The following is a 20,178-nucleotide window of genomic DNA, read 5'->3' on the forward strand; positions in this document are numbered from 1 at the left end:
ATCTCGTCCGATTCTCGGGAAAACCCGACTGGCGATGTCCGGATTCAGGAGCAGCATCGGCGGTACGGACATCGTTCCGACCGATCGAGGCAAGGGATACGCATGGGGAAAGCATTGGAAGGCACCGTTGCCCTGGTGGCGGGGGCGACCCGGGGTGCGGGGCGCGGTATCGCCGTCGAGCTGGGCGCGGCGGGGGCCACGGTCTACGCCACCGGGCGCACGACGCGGTACCACCGCTCCGACTACGGCCGATCCGAGACCATTGAGGACACCGCGGAACTGGTGGACGCGGCCGGTGGCCGCGGCGTGGCCGTCCCGGTGGACCACACGGACACCGTGGAGGTTGGCGGACTCGTCGATCGGATCCGGGCCGAGCAGGGGCGGCTCGACGTGCTGGTCAACGATCTGGGTGGCGAGCACCTGATGGAGTGGAACGTGCCGATATGGCGGCATTCCCTGGACAAGGGACTGCGACGGCTCCGCACCGGCATCGAGGCCCACATGATCACCAGCCACTTCGCGCTCGGTCTGCTCGTCGAACAGCCGGGTGGACTGGTGGTCGAGGTAACCGATGGCACCGCCGAATACAACGAACGGAACTACCGGACCGAAGGTGGCGCCTTCTTCGACCTCGCCAAAGTCGCGGCGCACCGGATGGCGTTCGGGCTCGCCGAGGAGCTGCGTCCGCACGACGGTGTTGCCGTCTCGCTCACACCGGGATGGCTGCGCTCGGAGATGATGCTGGACGAATTCGGCGTCACGGAGGACGACTGGCGGGCGGCAACGGTCGACCAACCGCACTTCTGCATCTCGGAGACGCCTGCCTTCGTGGGGCGGGCGGTGGTGGCACTGGCCGGCGATCCGGAGCGGCAGCGGTGGAACGGGCAGTCGCTGTCCAGCGGCGGATTGGCCCCGGTGTACGGATTCGACGACGTGGACGGAACCCGGCCCGACGCGTGGCGCTACATCGTGGAGGTGGCGCAAGCGGGTAAACCGGCCGACGACACAGGTTATCGCTGACCGACTCCGTAGAGGGCGGCGGCCCGGGCGGCGGCCGCCGCCATCCGGGTGCGGAGCTGCTCCGGCTTCAGGATCTCGACCTCCGGGCCGAGAGCCAGCATCTGGTCGTAGGCGACTTCCATCGATTCGACGGGCAGGGTCACGGTGAGCCAGCCCTGCTCGTCGGACGCGCCCGCTGCCAGTGCTTCGGCCACCACATCCCGGTTCCCGAGCACGCCCAATCCCGCCACGCCGGTCGGGCTGATCCGCACCTCGATCCGCTCGGACAGCAGTGATCGGGCGAACTCCTCGGCGCGCTGCTCCCAGAACGCGCGCAGGTTGAATCGCTCGTCGCGCTCGAAGGTCCGCCCCTCGGGCTCGACCCGGACGAAGCGGTCGGCCCGGTACACCAGGAACCGCTCGTCCCGCCGCGCCACGACGTACCAAACGCCCGCCTTTAGCACCAGGCCGTGCGGGTCGAGCGTCCGGTTCACCTCGGACGCACCGCGCCGGTACTCGGTCAGCACCCTGCGGTCGTTCCAGAGCGCGGCGGCCAGTTCGGTCAACAAGGGTGGTGCCGGTGCTTCCCGGAACCACTGCGGTGCGTCGAGGTGGAAACGCCGTTCCACCCGATCGGGTGCGTCGCGGAACGACGGCGCCAACGCCGCCGACACCTTGAACCGGGCGTTGGTGACCGCTTCGGCCATTCCCAGGTCCCGGGTCGCCGACGGCACTCCGGTGAGGAACAGCGCGTCCGCCTCGGACCGGTGCAGACCGTTGAGCTTGGCCCGGTAACCGCCGACGAGCCGGTACCCTCCCGTTCTGCCGCGTTCGGCGTAGATCGGGACTCCTGCCTCGTCCAGTGCCCGCACGTCGCGGGCCACGGTCCGCTCGGACACGTCCAATTCGTGAGCGAGTTCGGCGGCCGTCATGAAACCGCGCACCTGCAGCAAGCACAGCAACGAGATCAGTCTCGACGCCCGCAACGAAACCTCACTCCTTCCGGTGGTATCGGAAGTCTCGTGTCGGCTATACCAAACGGGTCCGACACCAACCGCGATTCGCCCACCACTGCCCGCCCCGCGGTCGCCGTCCGCGGGAGCCGGTCACTCGAAGCGGGCGGGTTCGCCGTGCAGGGCCCGGTGCAGTGCTTCGTCGTCGGTGCGGAAACCGGGGTCGTCGGGGCGCTGCTCGACCTCCTCGTAGTGGTGGTGGAAGACCGGCGTCTGTGAACCGGACATCGGCGGCACGATCCAACTCCGGTCGACCGGGCAGGTGCGCCCGGCAGCCTCTTCCCGCTGCAGGTGCGCCACGAATCGCCGGGACTCGGTGTGGTGGTCGGTGATGGTCACCCCGTCCTCGGCGAACGAGTACAGCACCGCGCGATTGAGTTCGACCAGCGCCCGATCACGCCACAGCGAATCCTCCCGCGAAACGTCCAGCCCCATCCGTTCGGCCACCAGCGGCACCAGGTTGTACCGATTCGCGTCGGCGAGGCTTCGTGCACCGATCTCGGTGCCCATGTGCCAGCCGTTGAACGGCGCCGCCGGGTATGAGATCCCGCCGATCGACAGGCGCATCCTGCTGACCGCCGGTACCGCGTGCCAGCGAAGCCCCAGGTCGACGAACCAGGACAGCTCCGGGTGCCGCAACGGCACTTCGCGCACCGCGTCTTCGGGCAGGTTGAACATGCGCACACCGTCGTCAGCGGTCTCGACCACCAGCGGCAACACGTCGAACGGACCCCGCGGTGACGGTGGCCGCCAGCCCCGCCGGATCATCGACGAGGTGAACTCGCGGTAGCGCGGATCGCCGAGGACGCTGCCGTCGGTGCGCTCGTAGCCCGCGTACCGGATGAGCTGCTCGTTCCAGATCCGCGGGGCGGGCCGCCCGGGCTGCTCCGGCGGGAAAACGCTGACCACCGGGCGAACATCGCCCGAGTTCGCGGCCGCCCTCAGATGCTCGACGCAGTGCGCGGCGACCTCGTCCGCGGTGTGCACGTCACGCAGATCGCGGACCTCCAGGTGATCCCAGTGCAGCCTGCCGATGCAGCGGGCGCTGTTGCGCCAGGCCACTCGTACGCCGAAAGCGAGTTCGGCCACGGTGTGCTGATAGGTCCCGGTCGTTTCGACGTCCCGGCGCATCCGCGCCAGCCGTTGCCCGAGCGATCCGCTTCCGGAGTGCTCGGTGTGGAAGAGTCGGAGGAATTCCTCGGCAACGTCCACGTCCACGTCCACCGAACCGATGCCGACCCGCCCTGGAGCGGCGACGCGTGGCAGCACCCGGGTCGGCTGGGCTGCCGACGTTCGAGCGGAGAAGAACGTTTCCGGTGCCTCGTCGCTCAGCCTGAACACGCCCACACGTTAGCGCCCATTCGGGCCCCCGGCTGCGAGCCGCGCGGAACTCTTTCACGAACCCCGGAAGACGCCACCGTTCCCGTGACATGTCCCGAACGCTTGCCCGGTTCATGCCACGGTCGGCAGTTCCGGACTCGTCACGTCGTACGTCTTTCCCGGGCGGGTGAGCAGCGGCGGCAGGATCGCGGCCTTGCGTTCGACCTGCTCGTTCTCGCCCCACTCGACCTGGCGATCACCGGTCAGCAGCAGGCGGACATCGATGTTCGCCTTCACCTCGACCGCCACCACCTCGGCCCGGACCTCGGGCCCCAGCGAGGTCAACGCCGCCAACGCCGCGCGGGTAGCCGGATCGTCGGGAGCCGCCGTGTTCACCTTGAGTTCGGGCAGAGCGGGAGGCCGCTCCGGAACCTTCCTGAACGGTGTTCCCGAGGCGTCGACCAGGTGCACGCCGTCGGCGCCGACCATGTAGACCGCGGGGACGCGCTCGACGACTTCCAATCGCACGGTCGATGGCCAGGCCAGCGACACGTCGACCGACTTCAACTCGCGCATCCGTCGAAGCCGCCCGCCGATCTCGTCGGAGTCGACCCGCAGCATGGGCACGCCCATCCGCACTCCCGCGGCCGCGCGTACCTCCTGGTCACCGAGCATCTCGTTGCCCTCGACCTCGACCGAGCGGACTCCGAGCACGGGCGTGAAGTACACGACGACCACGGCGATCGTGAGTACGGTCAGCACGACCGGCGGCACCACACGGGTCCACCGGCGTTCGGTCGCGCCACCACGAACCGGCCGACCCCGGGTGCTGCGTGCCCCGGGCCGATTCGGTGCGCGACCACGCGACGGGGTGCTCATCCCTCCGGGACCTCCCCGGAGGAAGCACGATCGATCTCGGCGAGGATCTCGGAGCCGAGCATCGTGACGTCCCCGGCCCCCATCGTCAGCACCAGGTCACCAGGGCCTGCGAGACCGACGACGGCGGGTGCGGCCTCGGTCAGCGACGGGACGTAATGCACCCGCTCCGTGGGCAACGGGATCTCGTCGGCGATCAGCGCGCCCGTGACCCCCGGCTGCGGATCTTCTCGTGCGCCGTAGACGTCGAGGACCACGACCTCGTCGGCGAGCCCCAGCGCGGTCGCGAACTCGACGGAGAACGCAGCCGTTCGGGAGAACAGGTGCGGTTGGAAAACCACGATCAGCCGCCCGTTTCCGCGTACGACGGGGCGGGCCGCCCGCAGTTGCGCCTCCACCTCCGTCGGGTGGTGGGCGTAGTCGTCGTACACGCGGACACCACCGGAGTGCCCCTTGAACTCGAATCGTCTGCGCACGCCACCGAAGGCCGCCAGGCCTTCCAGCAATCCGTCCAGGGGAGCGCCGAGCTCGATGCCGGCGAGCAGCGCGGCGACGGCGTTGCCCGCCATGTGCTCTCCGGGAACCGACACGTACACGTCGAGGCGGTTCGAGCTGCCGTCCTCATCGGTGAGTTCCACCGTCGCCACACCGGAACCGTCCTCCGGCCGGTATCCGACGATGCGCGCATCCCCGGGCCCCACCGCCGAATGACCGTACCGGCGCACCCGCACCCCTGCGGCCTCCGCCTGGTCCGCGAGCGCGGCCGACCCCTCGTCGTCGGAGGAGGCGATGAGCACACCGCCCGGCTCGATCCTCCGGACGAAGTCGTCGAAAACCGCGGTGTAGGCGTCGGCCGTACCGTGGTGGTCCAAGTGATCGGGTTCCACATTGGTCACCACCGCGACCGACGGAGCGAACACCAGGAACGATCCGTCGCTCTCGTCCGCTTCGGCGATGAAGGTGCCGCCCTCGCCGTGGTGGGCGTTGGCTCCGGAATCGTTGAGGTCGCCGCCGATCGCGAACGACGGGTCGAGCCTGCAGTGCTGCATCGCCACGGTCAGCATCGACGTGGTCGACGTCTTGCCGTGGGTTCCCGCCACGCAGGCGACCCGGTGATCGGCCATCAGCACCGCCAGTGCCTCGGCACGACGCAGCACCCGGACTCCGCGCCGCTCGGCCTCGACGAGTTCCGGATTGTCCGAGCGGATCGCCGTGGACACCACGATGGCAGTGGGGTCCGTGGAGAACTGGTCGAGGTTCTCGGCCTGGTGACCGAGCGCGATCTCCGCCCCCTGTGCACGCAGCGCGAGCACCGTGCGGGAATCGCGGGCATCCGATCCGGACACCTGCTTGCCCCTGGCGAGCAGGATACGGGCGATGCCGCTCATGCCTGCCCCGCCGATGCCCACGAGGTGCACCCTGGCCAGCACCGCTTCCAGCTCCTCCTCGGAGGGCCTTCGCCACTCCGAGAATTCCCCGCCGACCGCATCGGTTCTCATCGCCCAGCCACCTCCAGCACGATCTGGGCCAGTACGCGGTCCGCCTCGCGATGACCGCTGCCCAGCGTCGCACGGCTCATCTCCTGCAGCCGTTGGGCGTCGCGCGCCAGCGGCAGCACCGACTCGATCACCTTCTGCGGCGTCAGGTCCTCATCGGGAATCAGCGTCGCACCACCGGTGCCGACCACGGGCTGTGCGTTGAGCGCCTGCTCCCCGTTGCCGTGCGGCAGCGGGACGAACACCGCGGGAAGTCCCACCGCCGAAACCTCCGCGACCGTCATCGCACCGGACCGGCACACCACCAGGTCGGCGGCGGCATAAGCCAGGTCCATGCGTTCGAGGTAGGGCACGGCGGAGTACTCGGGCGCGCCCGGCACCCGCTGCACCGCCATGGTGTTCTTCGGACCGTGCGCGTGGAGGACACCCACTCCTGCCCGACCGAGCGACTCCGCCGCACCGGAGAACGCCGTGTTGAGCGTGTGGGCACCCTGCGAACCGCCGAAGACCAGGATGGTGGGTGCGCTCGGGTGCAGGCCGAAGTGCGCCCGCGCCTGCGCGCGCAGCGCAGCCCGGTTCAGCGTGGTGATCGACTCCCGCAGCGGGATACCGATGACCTCCGCGCCGGGCAGCCCGCTGTCGGGGGTAGCCGCCAGGACCCGCTCGGCGAGTCGAGCACCGACCTTGTTCGCCAGCCCCGCGCGGGCGTTGGCCTCGTGGACGAGGATCGGCGTCCGGCCCCTGGCTGCGAGGTAGGCGGGCAGGGACACGTAGCCGCCGAAGCCGACGACCACGTCGGCTCGGACCTGATCCAGCACGTTCCGGGTCTGCCGTACCGACTCCCGGACCTTCACCGGCATCCGCAGCAGCTCGGTGCTGGGTTTGCGCGGCATCGGCACCGGTGGAACCAGTTCCAGCTGGTAGCCGCGAGCGGGAACGAGCTGGTTCTCCAGCCCCCGCTCAGTGCCCAGCGCGGTCACTCGCGCGTCCGGACGCAGCCGCCGGACGGCATCGGCGAGGGCGAGCGCGGGTTCGATGTGTCCGGCCGTGCCACCGCCGGCGACCACGACCGAGGGTGCTCGGCGTGCCACCGATCCCCCCGCACCTTCGAAATCCGGGAACTGGCTGGGACCCGACGGTTGCCCGCTCAACGATGTCCTCCTCGTGTCTGCGTCCGGTTGCCGGGTCCGCTGCGAGACGCGCTCCGCGTCCGTGCGTCACCGCCTCCGCGACGGGTGGGTTGCGCACCGGTGTTCTTCGTACCGGGCCGATTGGTCGGCGTCCGCGCCGGACGTCGCCTCGCGGGCGGGCGATAAGGTGCGGGAGTGGGCAGGCGCAGCAGTCTGCCGACCCGTCCCGGCCCCAGCGACCGTAGCGCGGCGATCGCTTCCGGCTCGTGCCGGGCGAAGTTCGCCAGCAGGCCGAAGACGAGCATGGTCGTCACCACGGAACTGCCGCCGGAAGAGATCAACGGCAGCGGTAGTCCGGTGATCGGTAGCAGTCCGACGACGTAGCCGACGTTGATCGCGGCCTGCCCGACCAGCCACACGGTAAGGGTCGCCGCGACCAACCTGATGAACGGGTCGGTGTTGCGGGCGGCGATCCGCATCCCCACGTAGAGCGTGATCCCGAAGAGGATCAGCACCACGAGGCAACCGACGAAGCCGAGCTCTTCACCGATGACGGCGAAGATGAAGTCGTTGTGCGCGTTCGGCAGGTATTGCCACTTCGACCAGCCCTGTCCCAGTCCGCGGCCGAACATGCCGCCGTCGGCGAGCGCGAACTGAGCCTGCCTGGCGTGGTAACCACGTCCGGACGGGTCGGCTGTGGCGTCGAAGAACGCGGTCAACCGCGCCATCCGGTAGTCGGCAGCGGTCGCCAGCACCACCGCGCTGGTCGCGGCGGAGAGCAGGATGACCAGGAACAGCCGCAGCGGTGCTCCCGCGAACCAGAGCAGGCCGATCAGCACCAGGAACAACGTGATGTTGGAGCCGAAGTCGGGCTGCAACATCACCAGCGTGAACATCAGCAACGCTGCCGGAACCACGGGCACCAGCAGGTGGCGGTACTGGCCCAACAGGCCGCGCTTGGTCACCAGCACGTGCGCTCCCCACAGGGCGAACGCACCCTTGGCGAACTCGACCGGCTGGAACGACACACCGCCCAGGATGAACCAGCTCTGCGCTCCGTTGCGTTCTACGCCCAGCGGGGTGAGCACGAGTCCGAGCAGCACGAGGCAGATGACGAACAGCACCAGGCTGTAACGGCGCATCAACCGCACCGGCACGCGCAACGCCAGGTAGAACAGCACCAAGCCGACGAGGCAGTACATCACCTGCCTGCCGAAGACGCTGTAGGACGAGCCGGCGGTGCTGAACGAGTCCACGCTGGAGGCGGACAGGACCATGACGAGTCCGAACACCGTCAGCAGGCCGAACACTGCGAGGAGCAGGTGGAACGACGCCAGTGGCCGAGTGAGCCAGGCCGTCAGCGGCGCGAAGACGGCGCGCAGCGTACCGGGTTTGCCCGAGCGGGGGCGGCTGCTGATGCTCCGGGCGGTCTTGGTTGCGGTGCGGGTGTTGGCGGGCACTACCCCGGTCACCCCCCGCCGGTCTGCTCGGCGGACGCCGACAGCACGCCGTCCACCGCCTCGGCGAAGGCACGGCCACGGTGCGCGTAGTCGGTGAACATGTCCATCGACGCGGCGGCGGGAGCCAACAAGACCACGGAGCCGGGGGTCGCGAGTTCACGAGCGACGACGACGGCTTGCCGCATGCCCGTATCGTCTCCCGCTTCGACCTCGCGAACCGGAACTTCCGGGGCGTGTCGGGCCAACGCCTCCGCGAATCGCGCGCGGTCTTGGCCGATCAGGACCACCGCGTCGAGCCGGTCCGCGTTGGCGGCGACGAGTTCCTCGGCATCGGCGCCCTTGAGGAGTCCGCCCGCTATCCACACCACCCGCGAGTGGGCACGCAGCGCGGCGGCAGCCGCGTGCGGGTTCGTCGCCTTCGAATCGTCCACATAGGTCACTCCGGCCGCTTCGGCCACCGGGATCGACCGGTGCGCGCCCGGTTCGAACGCGCGAAGCCCCTCGGCCACGGCGTCCGGTTCGACCCCGTACGCCCGCGCCAACGCGGCGGCGGCCAGGGCGTTGGCCACGTTGTGGGGCCCAGCGGGATGCACGTCGGCGAGCGTGGCCAGCGGGACCGCGGTACCGAAGGCACGGTCCAGCAGAGTCCCGTCGACCACGCCCAACTGCCCCTGCACCGGTTCCGACGCTGTGAAGGCGACGCGCTCGGTATCGTCCACGGCGCTGCTCAGCCATGCCGATGGCTCGTCGTCGGCGTTGTGGACCGCGATCGCACCATGCCTGTACACGCGTGCTTTCGCCGATCCGTAGGCGGCGGCCGAACCGTGCCAGTCGAGGTGGTCGTCGGCGAGGTTGAGTACGACCGCCGCGCGCGCGGCGAGCGATTCGGACCAGTACAGCTGGAAGCTCGACAGCTCCACGGCCAGCACCCGGTGACCAGCGCGCACCGCGTCCACCACCGGCAGTCCGACGTTGCCGCACGCCACCGCGTCCGCTCCGGAAGCACGCAGGATCGACTCCAGCATGCCGACAGTCGTGGTCTTGCCGTTCGTGCCGGTCACTGCCAACCAGGTCGCCGGCTCAAATTTCTGCTGGTCCAGCCGCCACGCCAGTTCGACCTCACCGATCACTTCGATGCCGGCTTGTGCCGCGGCGGCGAGCAACGGGGCTTCGGGACGCCAGCCAGGGCTCGTCACGACCAGGTCGGTCTCCTGCGGCGGTTCGCTCAAGCCGGCGACGAATTCCGCTCCCCGGCTGCCCAGCGAAGCCAACGCCGCAAGCCGGTCCTCCGAACCGTCGGTGACGGTCACCGCCGCCCCCTCGGCGAGCAGCGCTTCGGCCGCCGAGCGTCCGGACACACCAGCACCCGCGACCAGCACCCTGCGATCCCGCAACCCCGTTTTCACCGCTCGCTCCTCCTCGAACGCCCACGTCGACGCCGCGACGCTCCGACCAGCTCGGCCCCGCGCTTGACGGGGCCCCGCGGAGCCCCGTCGGTACGACTCCTCACGCGCCGGTCAGCGCCAGCCAGTCGGCGTAGAACAAGCCCACGCCGAACAGACAACTGATCGCCGCCAGTACCCAGAACCGGATGATCACGGTTGTTTCGGCCCAACCGGCCAGTTCGAAGTGGTGGTGGAACGGTGCCATCCGGAACAACCTGCGCCGAGTGCTGCGGAAGACCACGATCTGGAGCACCACCGATAGTGCCTCGACCACGAACAGGCCACCGATGATGATCATCAACAGCTCGGTGCGGGTGACCATGGACAGACCGGCGACCAGGCCACCGATGGCCAGCGAACCGGTGTCACCCATGAAGATCTTCGCCGGTGCCGCGTTCCACCACAGGAAGCCGATACAGGCCGCCATCGCCGCCGCCGCGACCACCGCGACATCCAGCGGGTCCCGTACCTGGTAGCAGGCGGGGCTCGGACCGGTCGGCGCCGAGCACGCGTAGCGCAACTGCCAGAAGGAGATCAGCACGTAGGTGGCCAGCACCATCGCGGCCGTGCCACCGGCGAGGCCGTCCATGCCGTCGGTGAAGTTCACCGCGTTCGACCACCCGCTGATCGCGATGTAGGCGAAGATCACGAAGCCGACGCCGCCGAAAGAGATGACCGTGATGTCGCGAATGAACGACAGGTGCACCGAAGCCGGCGTGATGTCGTTCTGGTCCGCGAACTGCATGGCCAGGATCGCGAACAGCACCGCGGCCAACAGCTGACCGACCAGCTTGGCGGTCTTGTTCAGCCCCAGGTTCCGCTGCTTGCGGATCTTGATGAAGTCGTCGAGGAAGCCGACGATGCCCAGCGCGGTCGTCAGCCCGAGCACGAGGAGACCGGAGGCCGACGGCAGCTGGTCCGACACGGTCACGTGCGTGACCAGATAGCCGACCCACATCGCGACGATGATCGCCATCCCACCCATGGTGGGGGTGCCGCGCTTGGCCGAGTGCGACTTCTGAACCTCCTCCCGGATCTCCTGGCCGAAGCCCTGCTTCGAGAAGACCCGGATCAGGTAGGGCGTGAACAGGATCGAGACGACCAACGAAACCGCAGCGGCGACGAGGATGCTCTTCACGCCGGATCCCCCTCCTGCCCCAGCAGGGTCTCGGCGACCCGCCACAACGCGGCGACCTTCGATGCCTTGGTCAACACGACATCACCGGGACGCAGCTCGGCGCGCAACAGCGCGACGGCGGCATCGACATCCGGCACCAGAACCGACTCCTCTCCCCATGACCCTTCCAGCGACGCACCGTGATGCATGCCGGCAGCCTGCTCACCGACCACCACGAGCCGGTCGATGTTCAACCGAACGGCGAGCCGCCCGATCTCGTCGTGGGCGTCCGCACCGGCGTCGCCCAGTTCACCCATCACGCCGAGCACGGCCCAAGCCCGCCCGGGTCGTGTCCGAGTCATCGCCGCGAGCGACTTCAGCGCCGCACGCACCGACTCGGGGTTCGCGTTGTACGCATCGTTGACGACGGTCACGCCGTCGCCGGTCTCCGCGACCTCCATGCGGCGCGCCGACACCCGACGGACACCACCGAGCCGTCGGGCGACCTCGTCCACGGTCGCGCCCAGTTCGAGCGCGACGGCCGCGGCGGTCAGCGCGTTGCTCACGTGGTGCTCGCCGTGCAACGGCAAGCTCACCGCGGCGGAACCCTGCGAGGTCACCAGGTCGAAGCTCGCACGGGCCTGCTCGTCGACTTCGACGTTCTCGGCACGAACCACCGCAGCGGGGCTCTCCCCGACCAGAACCACCTTGGCCCGGGTGCGCTCGGCCATCGCGGCCACCAGCGGATCGTCGGCGTTGAGCACCGCGACCCCGTCGGCGGGCAGCGCCTCGACCAGTTCGCCCTTCGCGCGGGCCACCGCCTCCTGGGAGCCGAACTCGCCCAGATGCGCACTGCCGACGTTGAGCACCGCGCCGATCTTCGGGGGCGCCGCCTCGCACAGTTCGGCGATGTGGCCGACGCCTCGCGCGGACAGTTCGAGCACCAGGTGCCGGGTGTCGGTCCCGGACCGCAGCGCGGTCCACGGATGCCCCAGTTCGTTGTTGAAGGAACCAGGCGGTGCCACCGTCGGCCCCATCGGTTCGAGCAGCTGGGCGACCAGGTCCTTGGTGGAAGTCTTGCCGGACGAACCGGTCACCCCCACCACGGTCAGATCCGGCAACCGGTCCACCACGTGGCGGGAGAGCTTCGCCAGCGCCGCCAGCACCGCCGCACCCGAACCGTCCGCGTCGCCCGCCAGGACCATCACGTTCGATTCCTCGTCCGCCGGAACCGGCGGCACCACGACCGCGGGGGCATCGACCTCCCGCGCGGCCAGTACGCCCGCGGCGCCATCCGCGACCGCGCTCGCCGCGTAGTCGTGGCCATCGACGCGCTCGCCGGGCACGGCCACGAACAAGCCGCCCGGTTCGAGCTTGCGCGAATCGAACTCCACTTCCGCCGAAACGACTTCCGAGCCGTCCGTGCGGTGAAGCCTGCCGCCGACCACTCGGGCGATGTCAGCCAGGCTGAGCCGGATCACGTTGCCTCCTCGTTGCTGGCTCCGGTAGCGGTCGTCGAGCGCATGCGCCGCAGCAATGACGCGGTCAGCTCCTCGCGATCCGAAAAGGGGTGCACCACCCCCGCCACCTCCTGGCCCGTTTCGTGCCCCTTGCCCGCGACCACGACGACATCACCGTCGCAGGCCCGCCGGACGGCTTCGGCAATGGCCTCCCGGCGATCACCGATCTCGATCACTTCGCCCCGCTGTTCGGCGGGAAGTTCTTGAGCGCCCGCGAGCATGGCCGCCCGGATCTCGGCCGGCTCCTCGCTACGTGGATTGTCGTCGGTCACGATCAGTAGGTCGGACCGGGACGCCGCGGCCTCGCCCATGAGCGGGCGTTTGGCGACGTCGCGGTCACCGCCGCACCCGAGAACCACGATGACCTCGCCCGCCACCTGGGCCCGCGCCGCGTCGAGCACGGCAGCCACGGCCCCGGGCTTGTGCGAGTAGTCCACCACGGCGGTGAACTCCTGCCCGGCCACGACACGCTCCATGCGTCCCGGAACGTCCACCTCGGCCAACCCTCGCTCGACGGCCTCGACGGGCACGTCCGCCGCCCGCAGCATGCCGACCGCGAGGAGCGCGTTGGCGACGTTGAACGGCCCGGGCAACCGCAAGCGGATGTCCAGCTCGGCACCTTCCGGTCCGTGCGCCACGAACCGTTGCTCACCGGTGGGGAAGGCCGCCACGTCCGAAACGGTCCACGCCGCCGCACCGGTCGTCGACACGGTCACGGTGCCCGGCTTGACCAGCCGGCCGCCCCACTCCGCGTCGGTGCACACGACCTCGCGCTCCGAACGGCCGTCGAAGAGCAGCGCCTTGGCCAGGAAGTAGTCGTCGAGGTCCCGGTGGAAGTCGAGGTGGTCCTGCGAGAGGTTCGAGAACGCGCCCACCGCGAACCTGGTGCCGGAGACCCGGCCGAGTGCGAGCGCGTGGCTGGAGACCTCCATGGAAACGTGGGTCACATCCTGCTCGACCATGACCGCCAGCAACGCCTGCAGATCGGGAGCTTCCGGGGTCGTGAAAGCGCTTTCCATCCGCTCCCCCGCGATCCGCGTCTCCACGGTTCCGACCAATCCGGTCGTGTAACCGGCAGCGCACAGCGCCGAATCGAGCAGATACGCGGTGGTGGTCTTACCGGAGGTACCCGTGACACCGAAGATCGTCAATCGCTGCGAGGGGTTGCCGTAGACCAGCGCCGCCGCGTCGCCCAGCACCGCGCGCGGATCCTCGTGCACCAGCAGCACCGCGCTCCCGTCGACCACGGCGGGGTGTTCGTCGAGGGAAGCCCGATCGATGCCGACCTCGTCGGTGAGAACGGCGACCGCGCCGGAAGCCAACGCCTCGGCCGCGAAGTCGGCTCCGTGGACCCGTGTTCCGGGCAGCGCGGCGAACAGGTCCCCTCGCTGAACGTGCTGCGCCCGGAGGGTCGCTCCGCTCACCTGCGTCGCGGCAACGACATCCCGGCGATGACCAGGAACGACATGGATTCGCGCGCCGATCGAATCGGCGAGCTGCTCGATGGGCACCGGCTCGACCCTGGACGGGCGAGGCGGGGCTTTGGCGACCGCGGAAGGCACGTCGTGGAAGGTTACCGGTACCGCTCGGCGGGGCATCCTCATGGTCGCCCGCAGCTTCGATCTTCGCCCGGATCAGCTCGTCGGCGGGCCGGCCCGGCCGGGACATCCGGCCGGGCCCGTCCTCAGCGAACCTTCAGGACCTGTTCCGGTGCGGGCTTGTCGGACAGCCGGATCTGATAACGCTGCGTCAGGTACGAGGCGATCTCGTGGAACAGCGGTGCCGCCGAGGAGCTCTCCGGCGTGCCGCCGGAGGGCGCGTCGAGCATGATCCCCACCACGAATCGTGGGTCGCCGGCCGGGAGGATGCCGGCGAAGGTGATCCAGTGCTTTTCGTTGCTGTAGCAGCCGCAATCGGGATCGACCTGCTGCGCGGTCCCCGTCTTCCCCGCGACCTGGTAGCCCTCCAGCGCGGCGTCCTCACCCGTTCCCGTCTGGCCGGGCGCGTCCTGCACGACAGCGCGCAACATGTTCCGGACCGTCTTCGCGGTGTCCGAACTCACCACCCGCACGCCTTCCGGACGCGGCGTCGGGGTTCGCTTCCCTTCGGGGCCGATCTCGGCCGCGACCACGCGCGGCGGGACGCGAACACCGTCGTTGGCGATGGCCTGGTACATCCCGGCCATCTGCAACACGGTCATGGACAGTCCCTGGCCGATCGGCAGGTTCGCGAAGGTCGAACCCGACCAACTTTCACGCGCGGGCACGACACCGGCGCTTTCGCCACCCAACTCGATCCCGGTGCGTTGGCCGAGACCGAACTTCGCCGTCAGCTCGGCGAATCGGTCCTTCCCCATCTTCTGGGCGGTCATCAGAGTGCCCACGTTGGACGATTTGGCCAGGACGCCGGTGAAGGTCAGCGGCACCGTGCCGTGCGGCCACGCGTCCCTGATCACCCGGTCGGCCACTTCGATCTTGCCGGGAACCTGCAGCACCGTCTCGGGCCGAACGATGCCGTCCTCGATGGCACCGGCAGCCGTGATCACCTTGTTCACCGACCCCGGTTCGAACGGTGTGGTCACGGCCCGGTTGCTGAGGTTCTCGGTGGTCCACGTTTCGCTGTTGCCGGGGTCGAAGGTGCGATCGTTCGCGAGCCCGTAGACGCCGCCGGTCTTCGCGTCGAGCACCACGGCACTCCCGCCCTTGGCTCCGGCCCTGGCGACGTAGTCGGTCAGCTTCTGCTGCAGCTTGTACTGCAGATCGGAATCGATCGTCAGCTCCACATCGGACCCGGGAGTGGCCGGTTTGAGTTCGCGCTCGGTTCCCGGGATAACGAGGTCGCTGCCCATCGCGGTGTCCGACACGCGCGCGCCGTCCTCACCGATGAGCACCTCGTCCAGCGTGGCCTCCAGACCGAAGAGCCCGCGTACCTTCTGCTCGTCCACATCCTCGTTCGAGCGCCAGTTCGCGGCACCGACCAAATGAGCCCCCACCGCACCGGCCGGGTACTCGCGCGTCGCTCGGTACTCCGCGCCGATCTCCGGGTATTCCTCGGTGATGCTGCGGGCTTTGCCCGGGTCGATCAGCGGCCCGAAATACGTGAAGCCCCTTCCGGACGTCAGCTTGTTCAGGACTTCTTCCTCGGAAAGCCGAGCTCCGAGAACCCGGTGGATGTGGGCGGCGATCTCCCGCTTGTACTCCGCACCGGTCGGCTCGCTGGGATCCTTCCGGTGCTCCTCGTCCTGATTCTCGCCCAGACTTCGCGGGTTCGCGTAGAGCTGCCGCGCTTCACTGCTGAACGCCAGCACGTTCCCGCTCCGGTCGATGATGGATCCGCGTTCGGCTGGGATCGCCTCGTTCGTGACCCGCTGCTGGAGCGATTTCTCCGAGAGCGCGCTGGCTTGGAAGCCCTGCAGCTGGATCAGCTTTCCCCCGGTCAGCACAAGTGCGACCACCAGGAGGATCCGTCCCACCGCGAGCCGTCGCTGACTGCCTGCGACATCGGTGCGCGCCGTGCGGCGCTTTCCCCGCACCCCACGGGTCTTGCGCTGCGCCATTACCGCACCTCGGCGGCCGGTACGTGCTCACCCTGGCGTTGCGCGGCCGCACCCCGTTCGTCCGCGGGCCGCTGGTCCGCAGGCCGCTGGGTATCCGGCTGCTGGTTCCCGGGCGGCCGCTGAGGTTCGGGCGGCTGCTGGGGCTCGGGCGGCTGCGGTGGTGCGGGACGCTTCGCCTCCTCCGGCTCACCGACCAGACGGGTCGTGCCGTCCGGGTTCTGGACCAGGTAAGCCGGGTCCGGCCCCTGAACCAGACCCAACTGCTCGGCACGACGTTGCAACGCAGGCGTCGAGTCCATGTTGCTGACCTCGCGCACCAGCAGTTCCTTCTGCTCGCTGAGCTGGTTGGTGCGCTCTTCGGCCTTGCGCAGCTCGTAGGTGCCGCCGACCGCCGCGATAGACAGCCACAGCGTGGACACCAGCCCGATGCCCAGCAGCGACATCACGGCGATCACCAGCGGTCCCCGCGCGCCTGCGACCTTGGTCTGCAGCTGCTTCGCCTTCGCCCTGGTCTCGGGCCGGACCAACCTGCGGCGCTGCGGTTCCTCGGCACTCTGCCGCTGGGTGCGGGGCCTGCGTTCCGCTCCCGCTCCACTTGACCGGTCCCGGCGTTCCTCCCGCCGGGTGCCGCCCCGCTCCGCGGTGCTCGTGCGGGTACGCGTCGAGGACTTCTCCGACTTCGACGTGCGTTTGGTCTGATCGCGTTTGGTCTGGTCGCGTTTGGTCTGGTCGCGATCTCCCTTGGTGGCCCGCGAAGCGGCTCCCTTGGCGCGAGTCGGTGCTGTCATGCCGCCTCCTTGATCCGCTCCGCGGCCCGCAGCCGCACCGAGGCGGCCCTGGGATTGGCCACCGTTTCCCGTTCGTCGGCGAGCTCGGCTCCCCGGGTGAGCAATCGCAGTTCCGGCCCGTGTCCGGGAAGCTCGACCGGCAGGTCGAGCGGAGTGCGCGACTTGGCGCGCTCGGCCAGCGCTCGCTTCACGATGCGGTCCTCCAGCGAGTGGTAGGACAGGACGACCATCCGGCCACCGACCCGCAATGAGTCCAGCGCGGCAGGCACTGCTCCGCGCAACACGTCCAACTCGGCGTTCACTTCGATGCGCAACGCCTGGAAGGTGCGTTTGGCCGGGTGTCCTCCGGTGCGGCGGCTGGCCGCGGGCACCGCGTCGTAGAGCAGCTGAACGAGCCGGTCGCTGCGGGTGAACGGTTCCCGCTCGCGCTCGCGGACGATCGCGGACGCGATCTTCGAGGCGAACTTCTCCTCGCCGTACTCGCGCAGAACCCTCGCGAGCGCTCCGACCGAGTACGTGTTGAGCACGTCGGCGGCCGTGAACCGGGCCTCGGAATCCATCCGCATGTCCAGCGGAGCGTCCTGCGCGTAAGCGAAGCCGCGCTCGGCTTCGTCCAACTGCAACGAGGAAACCCCGAGATCGAACAGCACACCATCCACTTTGGACATGCCGAGATCCGCCAGCACCTCACCCCACTCGTCGTAGACGGCGTGGACCAGGTGCGTGCGCGCGGAATGGGGTGCCAACCGCTCGCCCGCCAGCCGCAACGCTTCCGGATCGCGGTCCAGACCGATCAGCGTGAGCTCCGGGTGCGCTTCGAGCAGCGCCTCGGCATGACCACCCATGCCCAGCGTCGCGTCCACCACGACCGCGGGCCCACCCGACAGCGCGGGAGCCAGCAGCTCCAAGCTGCGCGCCAGCGCCACCGGTACGTGCCGCTCATGGGCGGAACCGCTCGGTCCGTCGATCGGGTCCCGATTCCGCTGTTCGTCGTCGGCCACGGCGATCCCTCCCTCCCGTGTGCCTTGTTCGTCGTGCATAACCAGCCGCCCGTCCAGTGCCAACGTGCGCCCAATGCCAACGTGCACTGCGGGGGTCTCGCCCGACCCGCAGTGCACTCGACACCGGCATTTCCGCCTCGCCGGGCTCCGTCAGGTCCCAGTCCGCCCACCGCGCCCTGGCGCCGGGGAAGTTGCACCAGGTAAGCGGCGATCGAGCGGACCGAGGCCTCACGAGGCCCGAGCGACCGCGTCAGAAAACTCCGGGCAGAACCTCCTCCCGTGCCTGCGCGTATCCCTCTTCATGCTCGTCCAGGTAGGTCTGCCAGCGGTCGGCGTTCCAGATTTCCAACCGGTTGATCGCACCGATGACCACGCACTCCTTGGACAGTCCCGCGTACTTCCGCAGTTCGGGTGCGATCGGGATCCGCCCCTGCCCGTCCGGGCGCTGCTCATCGGTACCCGCGAACAGGTACCGCTGGTAGGCGCGGACGGATTCGTTGGTGAACGGGGCCTCGGCGACCTTGCGCGCCATCTGTTCGAACTCGGCGCGAGGGAACACGTACAGGCAGTGGTCCTGGCCCTTCGTGACCATCAATCCCCCCGCCATCGCCTCCCGGAACCGCGCCGGCAGCGTCAGTCGTCCCTTGTCGTCGAGTTTCGGGTTGTGGGTACCGAGGAACATCCCGGATCCCACCTCCACCGAACTCGCCGACAGGCCGATACAACCGGACCGGCGGCTCGACCCCACCTCGGCTCGACACCGCTACGACTCGCTCGGAGCGGTAACGACCACCACGGCGCATCCCCAGCCACTTCCCGAGAACTTCCGCGGAGGGAATGTTCCACGGGAGGTTCCGCTGCCGGATATTCCAGTGGGATCTCGTCTTCCGGACCATCTGCTGAATGGAGCCCCCGTCTGCCCCACCCTGCACCACAGTACCCCACTCCACCCCGCCGTCAACACGAAACGCGACGGTCCACAGCGGAATGTTCAACTCGTTTCCGCAGGTGAGCACGACTCGCCATGCCAGGGGGCGCGGTGGGGGGATCAAGCGGCGAGCACGCGCACCACAGCCACCGCCAGCACGGTTATGCTCTTCTTCGAGTCTTGGAGGGTGTCGGCAGGGCTACTACGCGCGACGGCGGTTGCCGTGGTGGGGCGAGGTGGGGAACGCTCGAACCGCCCGGCGGCGCGGGCGGACGACTCCACCGATGACTCCCCGACAGCTCCGCCGACGACTCCGCCACCGGAAAGCCGAGCCCCGTTTGACACACTCCTACCGGCACGCTGACGTGGCTACCGAGGCAAGTCGACTGTCGCTCGCGGGCAGCATGGGCCCGGTGCGCGAGCGCTCTGCGCCGACGGATCGTCAGCCCGGAGGCCCGCGGAAGCACCTGGAGGTTGCGTGACGCCCAAGATGGACCCGTCCGGTACGACGGTCGCCGCGAACGGCGACTCGAACGGGCAGAGTCCCGTTCTCAACGGAGACATCAGCGTCGACGCCCTGCATTCCACGGTGCGACGGGTCGCCGCGAACATCGAGCAGGTCCTCGTCGGCAAGCCCGATGTCGTGCGAATCGCTCTCGTCACCCTGCTCTCCCGAGGACACCTTCTCGTCGAGGACGTGCCCGGAGTCGGCAAGACCTCGTTGGCCAAGGCGCTCGCCCACTCGATCAACTGCACGGTGAGCCGGATCCAGTTCACCCCCGACCTGCTGCCCAGCGACATCACCGGCGTGTCCATCTACAACCGCCGGAACGAGTCGTTCGAATTCCGCCCCGGACCGGTGTTCGCCAACATCATCGTCGGCGACGAGATCAACCGGGCCTCGCCGAAAACGCAGTCCGCGTTGTTGGAGTGCATGGAAGAAGGGCAGGTCACCGTCGACGGCGCGACCTATCCGCTGGCGGAGCCGTTCATGGTGATCGCCACCCAGAACCCCATCGAGATGGAAGGCACCTACGCCCTGCCGGAAGCGCAGCGGGACCGGTTCACCGCGCGGGTATCGATCGGTTATCCCGACGCGCAGGCCGAACTGGCGATGGTCGACGAGCACGCAGGCGGGCAGCCACTGCAGGAGATCGACCCGGTCACCGACACCGCGCACATCGAACAACTGCTGCGCGCGGTGCAGGAGGTGCATCTGAGCACCGAGATCCGGCGATACGCCGTCGAGCTCGTGACCGCCACCCGCAAACTCCCCGAACTCCGCCTCGGCGCCTCTCCCCGCTCGACCCTCCAGCTGGTGCGGGCCGCTCGCGCCGAAGCAGCCCTGTCCGGGCGCACGTTCGTGACTCCCGATGACGTGCAGGCGGTCGCCACCCCGGTTCTGGCGCACCGGCTCGTCCTGACCAGCGAGGCACGTGCGACCCGGCGCTCGGCCACCGACCTGGTCCACCGGCTGATCGAACGGACTCCGGTCCCGGGCGGTGACTCCGGATCCGATCGAAGGTAAC

16 protein-coding genes are annotated in these 20,178 nt (G+C 69.1%); 2 read left to right on the forward strand and 14 right to left on the reverse strand.

Annotated features, from left to right (window positions below; translation table 11 throughout):
• Positions 1–102 precede the first annotated feature (102 nt).
• Complete coding sequence (locus ACYVAN_RS00540) at positions 103–1,020, forward strand: SDR family oxidoreductase (protein WP_460954379.1); 918 nt, start codon at positions 103–105, stop codon at positions 1,018–1,020.
• On the opposite strand, the gene ACYVAN_RS00545 is transcribed toward ACYVAN_RS00540, so the two are convergent.
• From ACYVAN_RS00545 to mraZ, 14 genes are all read right to left on the reverse strand, one after another.
• Entirely contained in the window at positions 1,011–1,985 is a 975-nt protein-coding gene (locus ACYVAN_RS00545) for a helix-turn-helix transcriptional regulator (protein WP_460954381.1), read from the reverse strand. The genes ACYVAN_RS00540 and ACYVAN_RS00545 overlap by 10 nt on opposite strands.
• Before the next feature lie 120 nt (positions 1,986–2,105).
• Positions 2,106–3,353, reverse strand: coding sequence for a nitric oxide synthase oxygenase (locus ACYVAN_RS00550; RefSeq protein ID WP_460954383.1), 1,248 nt, complete (start codon positions 3,351–3,353; stop codon positions 2,106–2,108).
• 111 nt (positions 3,354–3,464) lie between these two features.
• Entirely contained in the window at positions 3,465–4,094 is a 630-nt protein-coding gene (locus ACYVAN_RS00555; protein ID WP_460954385.1) for a cell division protein FtsQ/DivIB, read from the reverse strand.
• 113 nt (positions 4,095–4,207) lie between these two features.
• Positions 4,208–5,707 carry a UDP-N-acetylmuramate--L-alanine ligase gene (gene murC, locus ACYVAN_RS00560; protein WP_460954387.1) on the reverse strand — a complete coding sequence of 500 codons (1,500 nt, stop codon included), beginning with the start codon at positions 5,705–5,707 and terminating at the stop codon, positions 4,208–4,210.
• A complete protein-coding gene (murG, locus tag ACYVAN_RS00565; RefSeq protein WP_460954389.1) occupies positions 5,704–6,795 on the reverse strand; it encodes an undecaprenyldiphospho-muramoylpentapeptide beta-N-acetylglucosaminyltransferase in 1,092 nt (363 codons plus the stop codon). Before murG ends, murC begins: the two co-directional genes overlap by 4 nt.
• A 56-nt stretch (positions 6,796–6,851) precedes the next feature.
• Positions 6,852–8,294, reverse strand: coding sequence for a putative lipid II flippase FtsW (gene ftsW / locus ACYVAN_RS00570; protein ID WP_460954391.1), 1,443 nt, complete (start codon positions 8,292–8,294; stop codon positions 6,852–6,854).
• An 8-nt stretch (positions 8,295–8,302) separates the two neighbouring features.
• The gene (murD, locus tag ACYVAN_RS00575; protein ID WP_460954393.1) at positions 8,303–9,700 is read right to left on the reverse strand and encodes a UDP-N-acetylmuramoyl-L-alanine--D-glutamate ligase; all 1,398 of its coding nucleotides are present in this window, start codon (positions 9,698–9,700) and stop codon (positions 8,303–8,305) included.
• 100 nt (positions 9,701–9,800) lie between these two features.
• Positions 9,801–10,877 (reverse strand): phospho-N-acetylmuramoyl-pentapeptide-transferase, encoded by a 1,077-nt coding sequence (mraY, locus tag ACYVAN_RS00580; RefSeq protein ID WP_460954395.1) that lies wholly within the window; start codon positions 10,875–10,877, stop codon positions 9,801–9,803.
• Complete coding sequence (locus ACYVAN_RS00585; RefSeq protein ID WP_460954397.1) at positions 10,874–12,337, reverse strand: UDP-N-acetylmuramoyl-tripeptide--D-alanyl-D-alanine ligase; 1,464 nt, start codon at positions 12,335–12,337, stop codon at positions 10,874–10,876. Before ACYVAN_RS00585 ends, mraY begins: the two co-directional genes overlap by 4 nt.
• Complete coding sequence (locus ACYVAN_RS00590; RefSeq protein WP_460954399.1) at positions 12,334–13,938, reverse strand: UDP-N-acetylmuramoyl-L-alanyl-D-glutamate--2,6-diaminopimelate ligase; 1,605 nt, start codon at positions 13,936–13,938, stop codon at positions 12,334–12,336. Before ACYVAN_RS00590 ends, ACYVAN_RS00585 begins: the two co-directional genes overlap by 4 nt.
• A 122-nt stretch (positions 13,939–14,060) precedes the next feature.
• Positions 14,061–15,932, reverse strand: a complete 1,872-nt coding sequence (locus ACYVAN_RS00595) for a peptidoglycan D,D-transpeptidase FtsI family protein (protein WP_460954401.1) — start codon at positions 15,930–15,932, stop codon at positions 14,061–14,063.
• On the reverse strand, positions 15,932–16,720 hold the full coding sequence (locus ACYVAN_RS00600; RefSeq protein ID WP_460954403.1) for a hypothetical protein: 789 nt from the start codon (positions 16,718–16,720) through the stop codon (positions 15,932–15,934). Before ACYVAN_RS00600 ends, ACYVAN_RS00595 begins: the two co-directional genes overlap by 1 nt.
• Positions 16,717–17,721 (reverse strand): 16S rRNA (cytosine(1402)-N(4))-methyltransferase RsmH, encoded by a 1,005-nt coding sequence (rsmH, locus tag ACYVAN_RS00605; RefSeq protein ID WP_460954405.1) that lies wholly within the window; start codon positions 17,719–17,721, stop codon positions 16,717–16,719. Before rsmH ends, ACYVAN_RS00600 begins: the two co-directional genes overlap by 4 nt.
• 250 nt (positions 17,722–17,971) lie before the next feature.
• The gene (gene mraZ / locus ACYVAN_RS00610) at positions 17,972–18,403 is read right to left on the reverse strand and encodes a division/cell wall cluster transcriptional repressor MraZ (protein WP_460954407.1); all 432 of its coding nucleotides are present in this window, start codon (positions 18,401–18,403) and stop codon (positions 17,972–17,974) included.
• A 724-nt stretch (positions 18,404–19,127) separates the two neighbouring features.
• On the opposite strand from mraZ, the gene ACYVAN_RS00615 reads away from it, so the two are divergent.
• Positions 19,128–20,177 carry an AAA family ATPase gene (locus tag ACYVAN_RS00615; RefSeq protein WP_460954409.1) on the forward strand — a complete coding sequence of 350 codons (1,050 nt, stop codon included), beginning with the start codon at positions 19,128–19,130 and terminating at the stop codon, positions 20,175–20,177.
• Position 20,178: the final 1 nt, after the last annotated feature.

This window comes from Parasphingorhabdus pacifica (assembly GCF_054779195.1).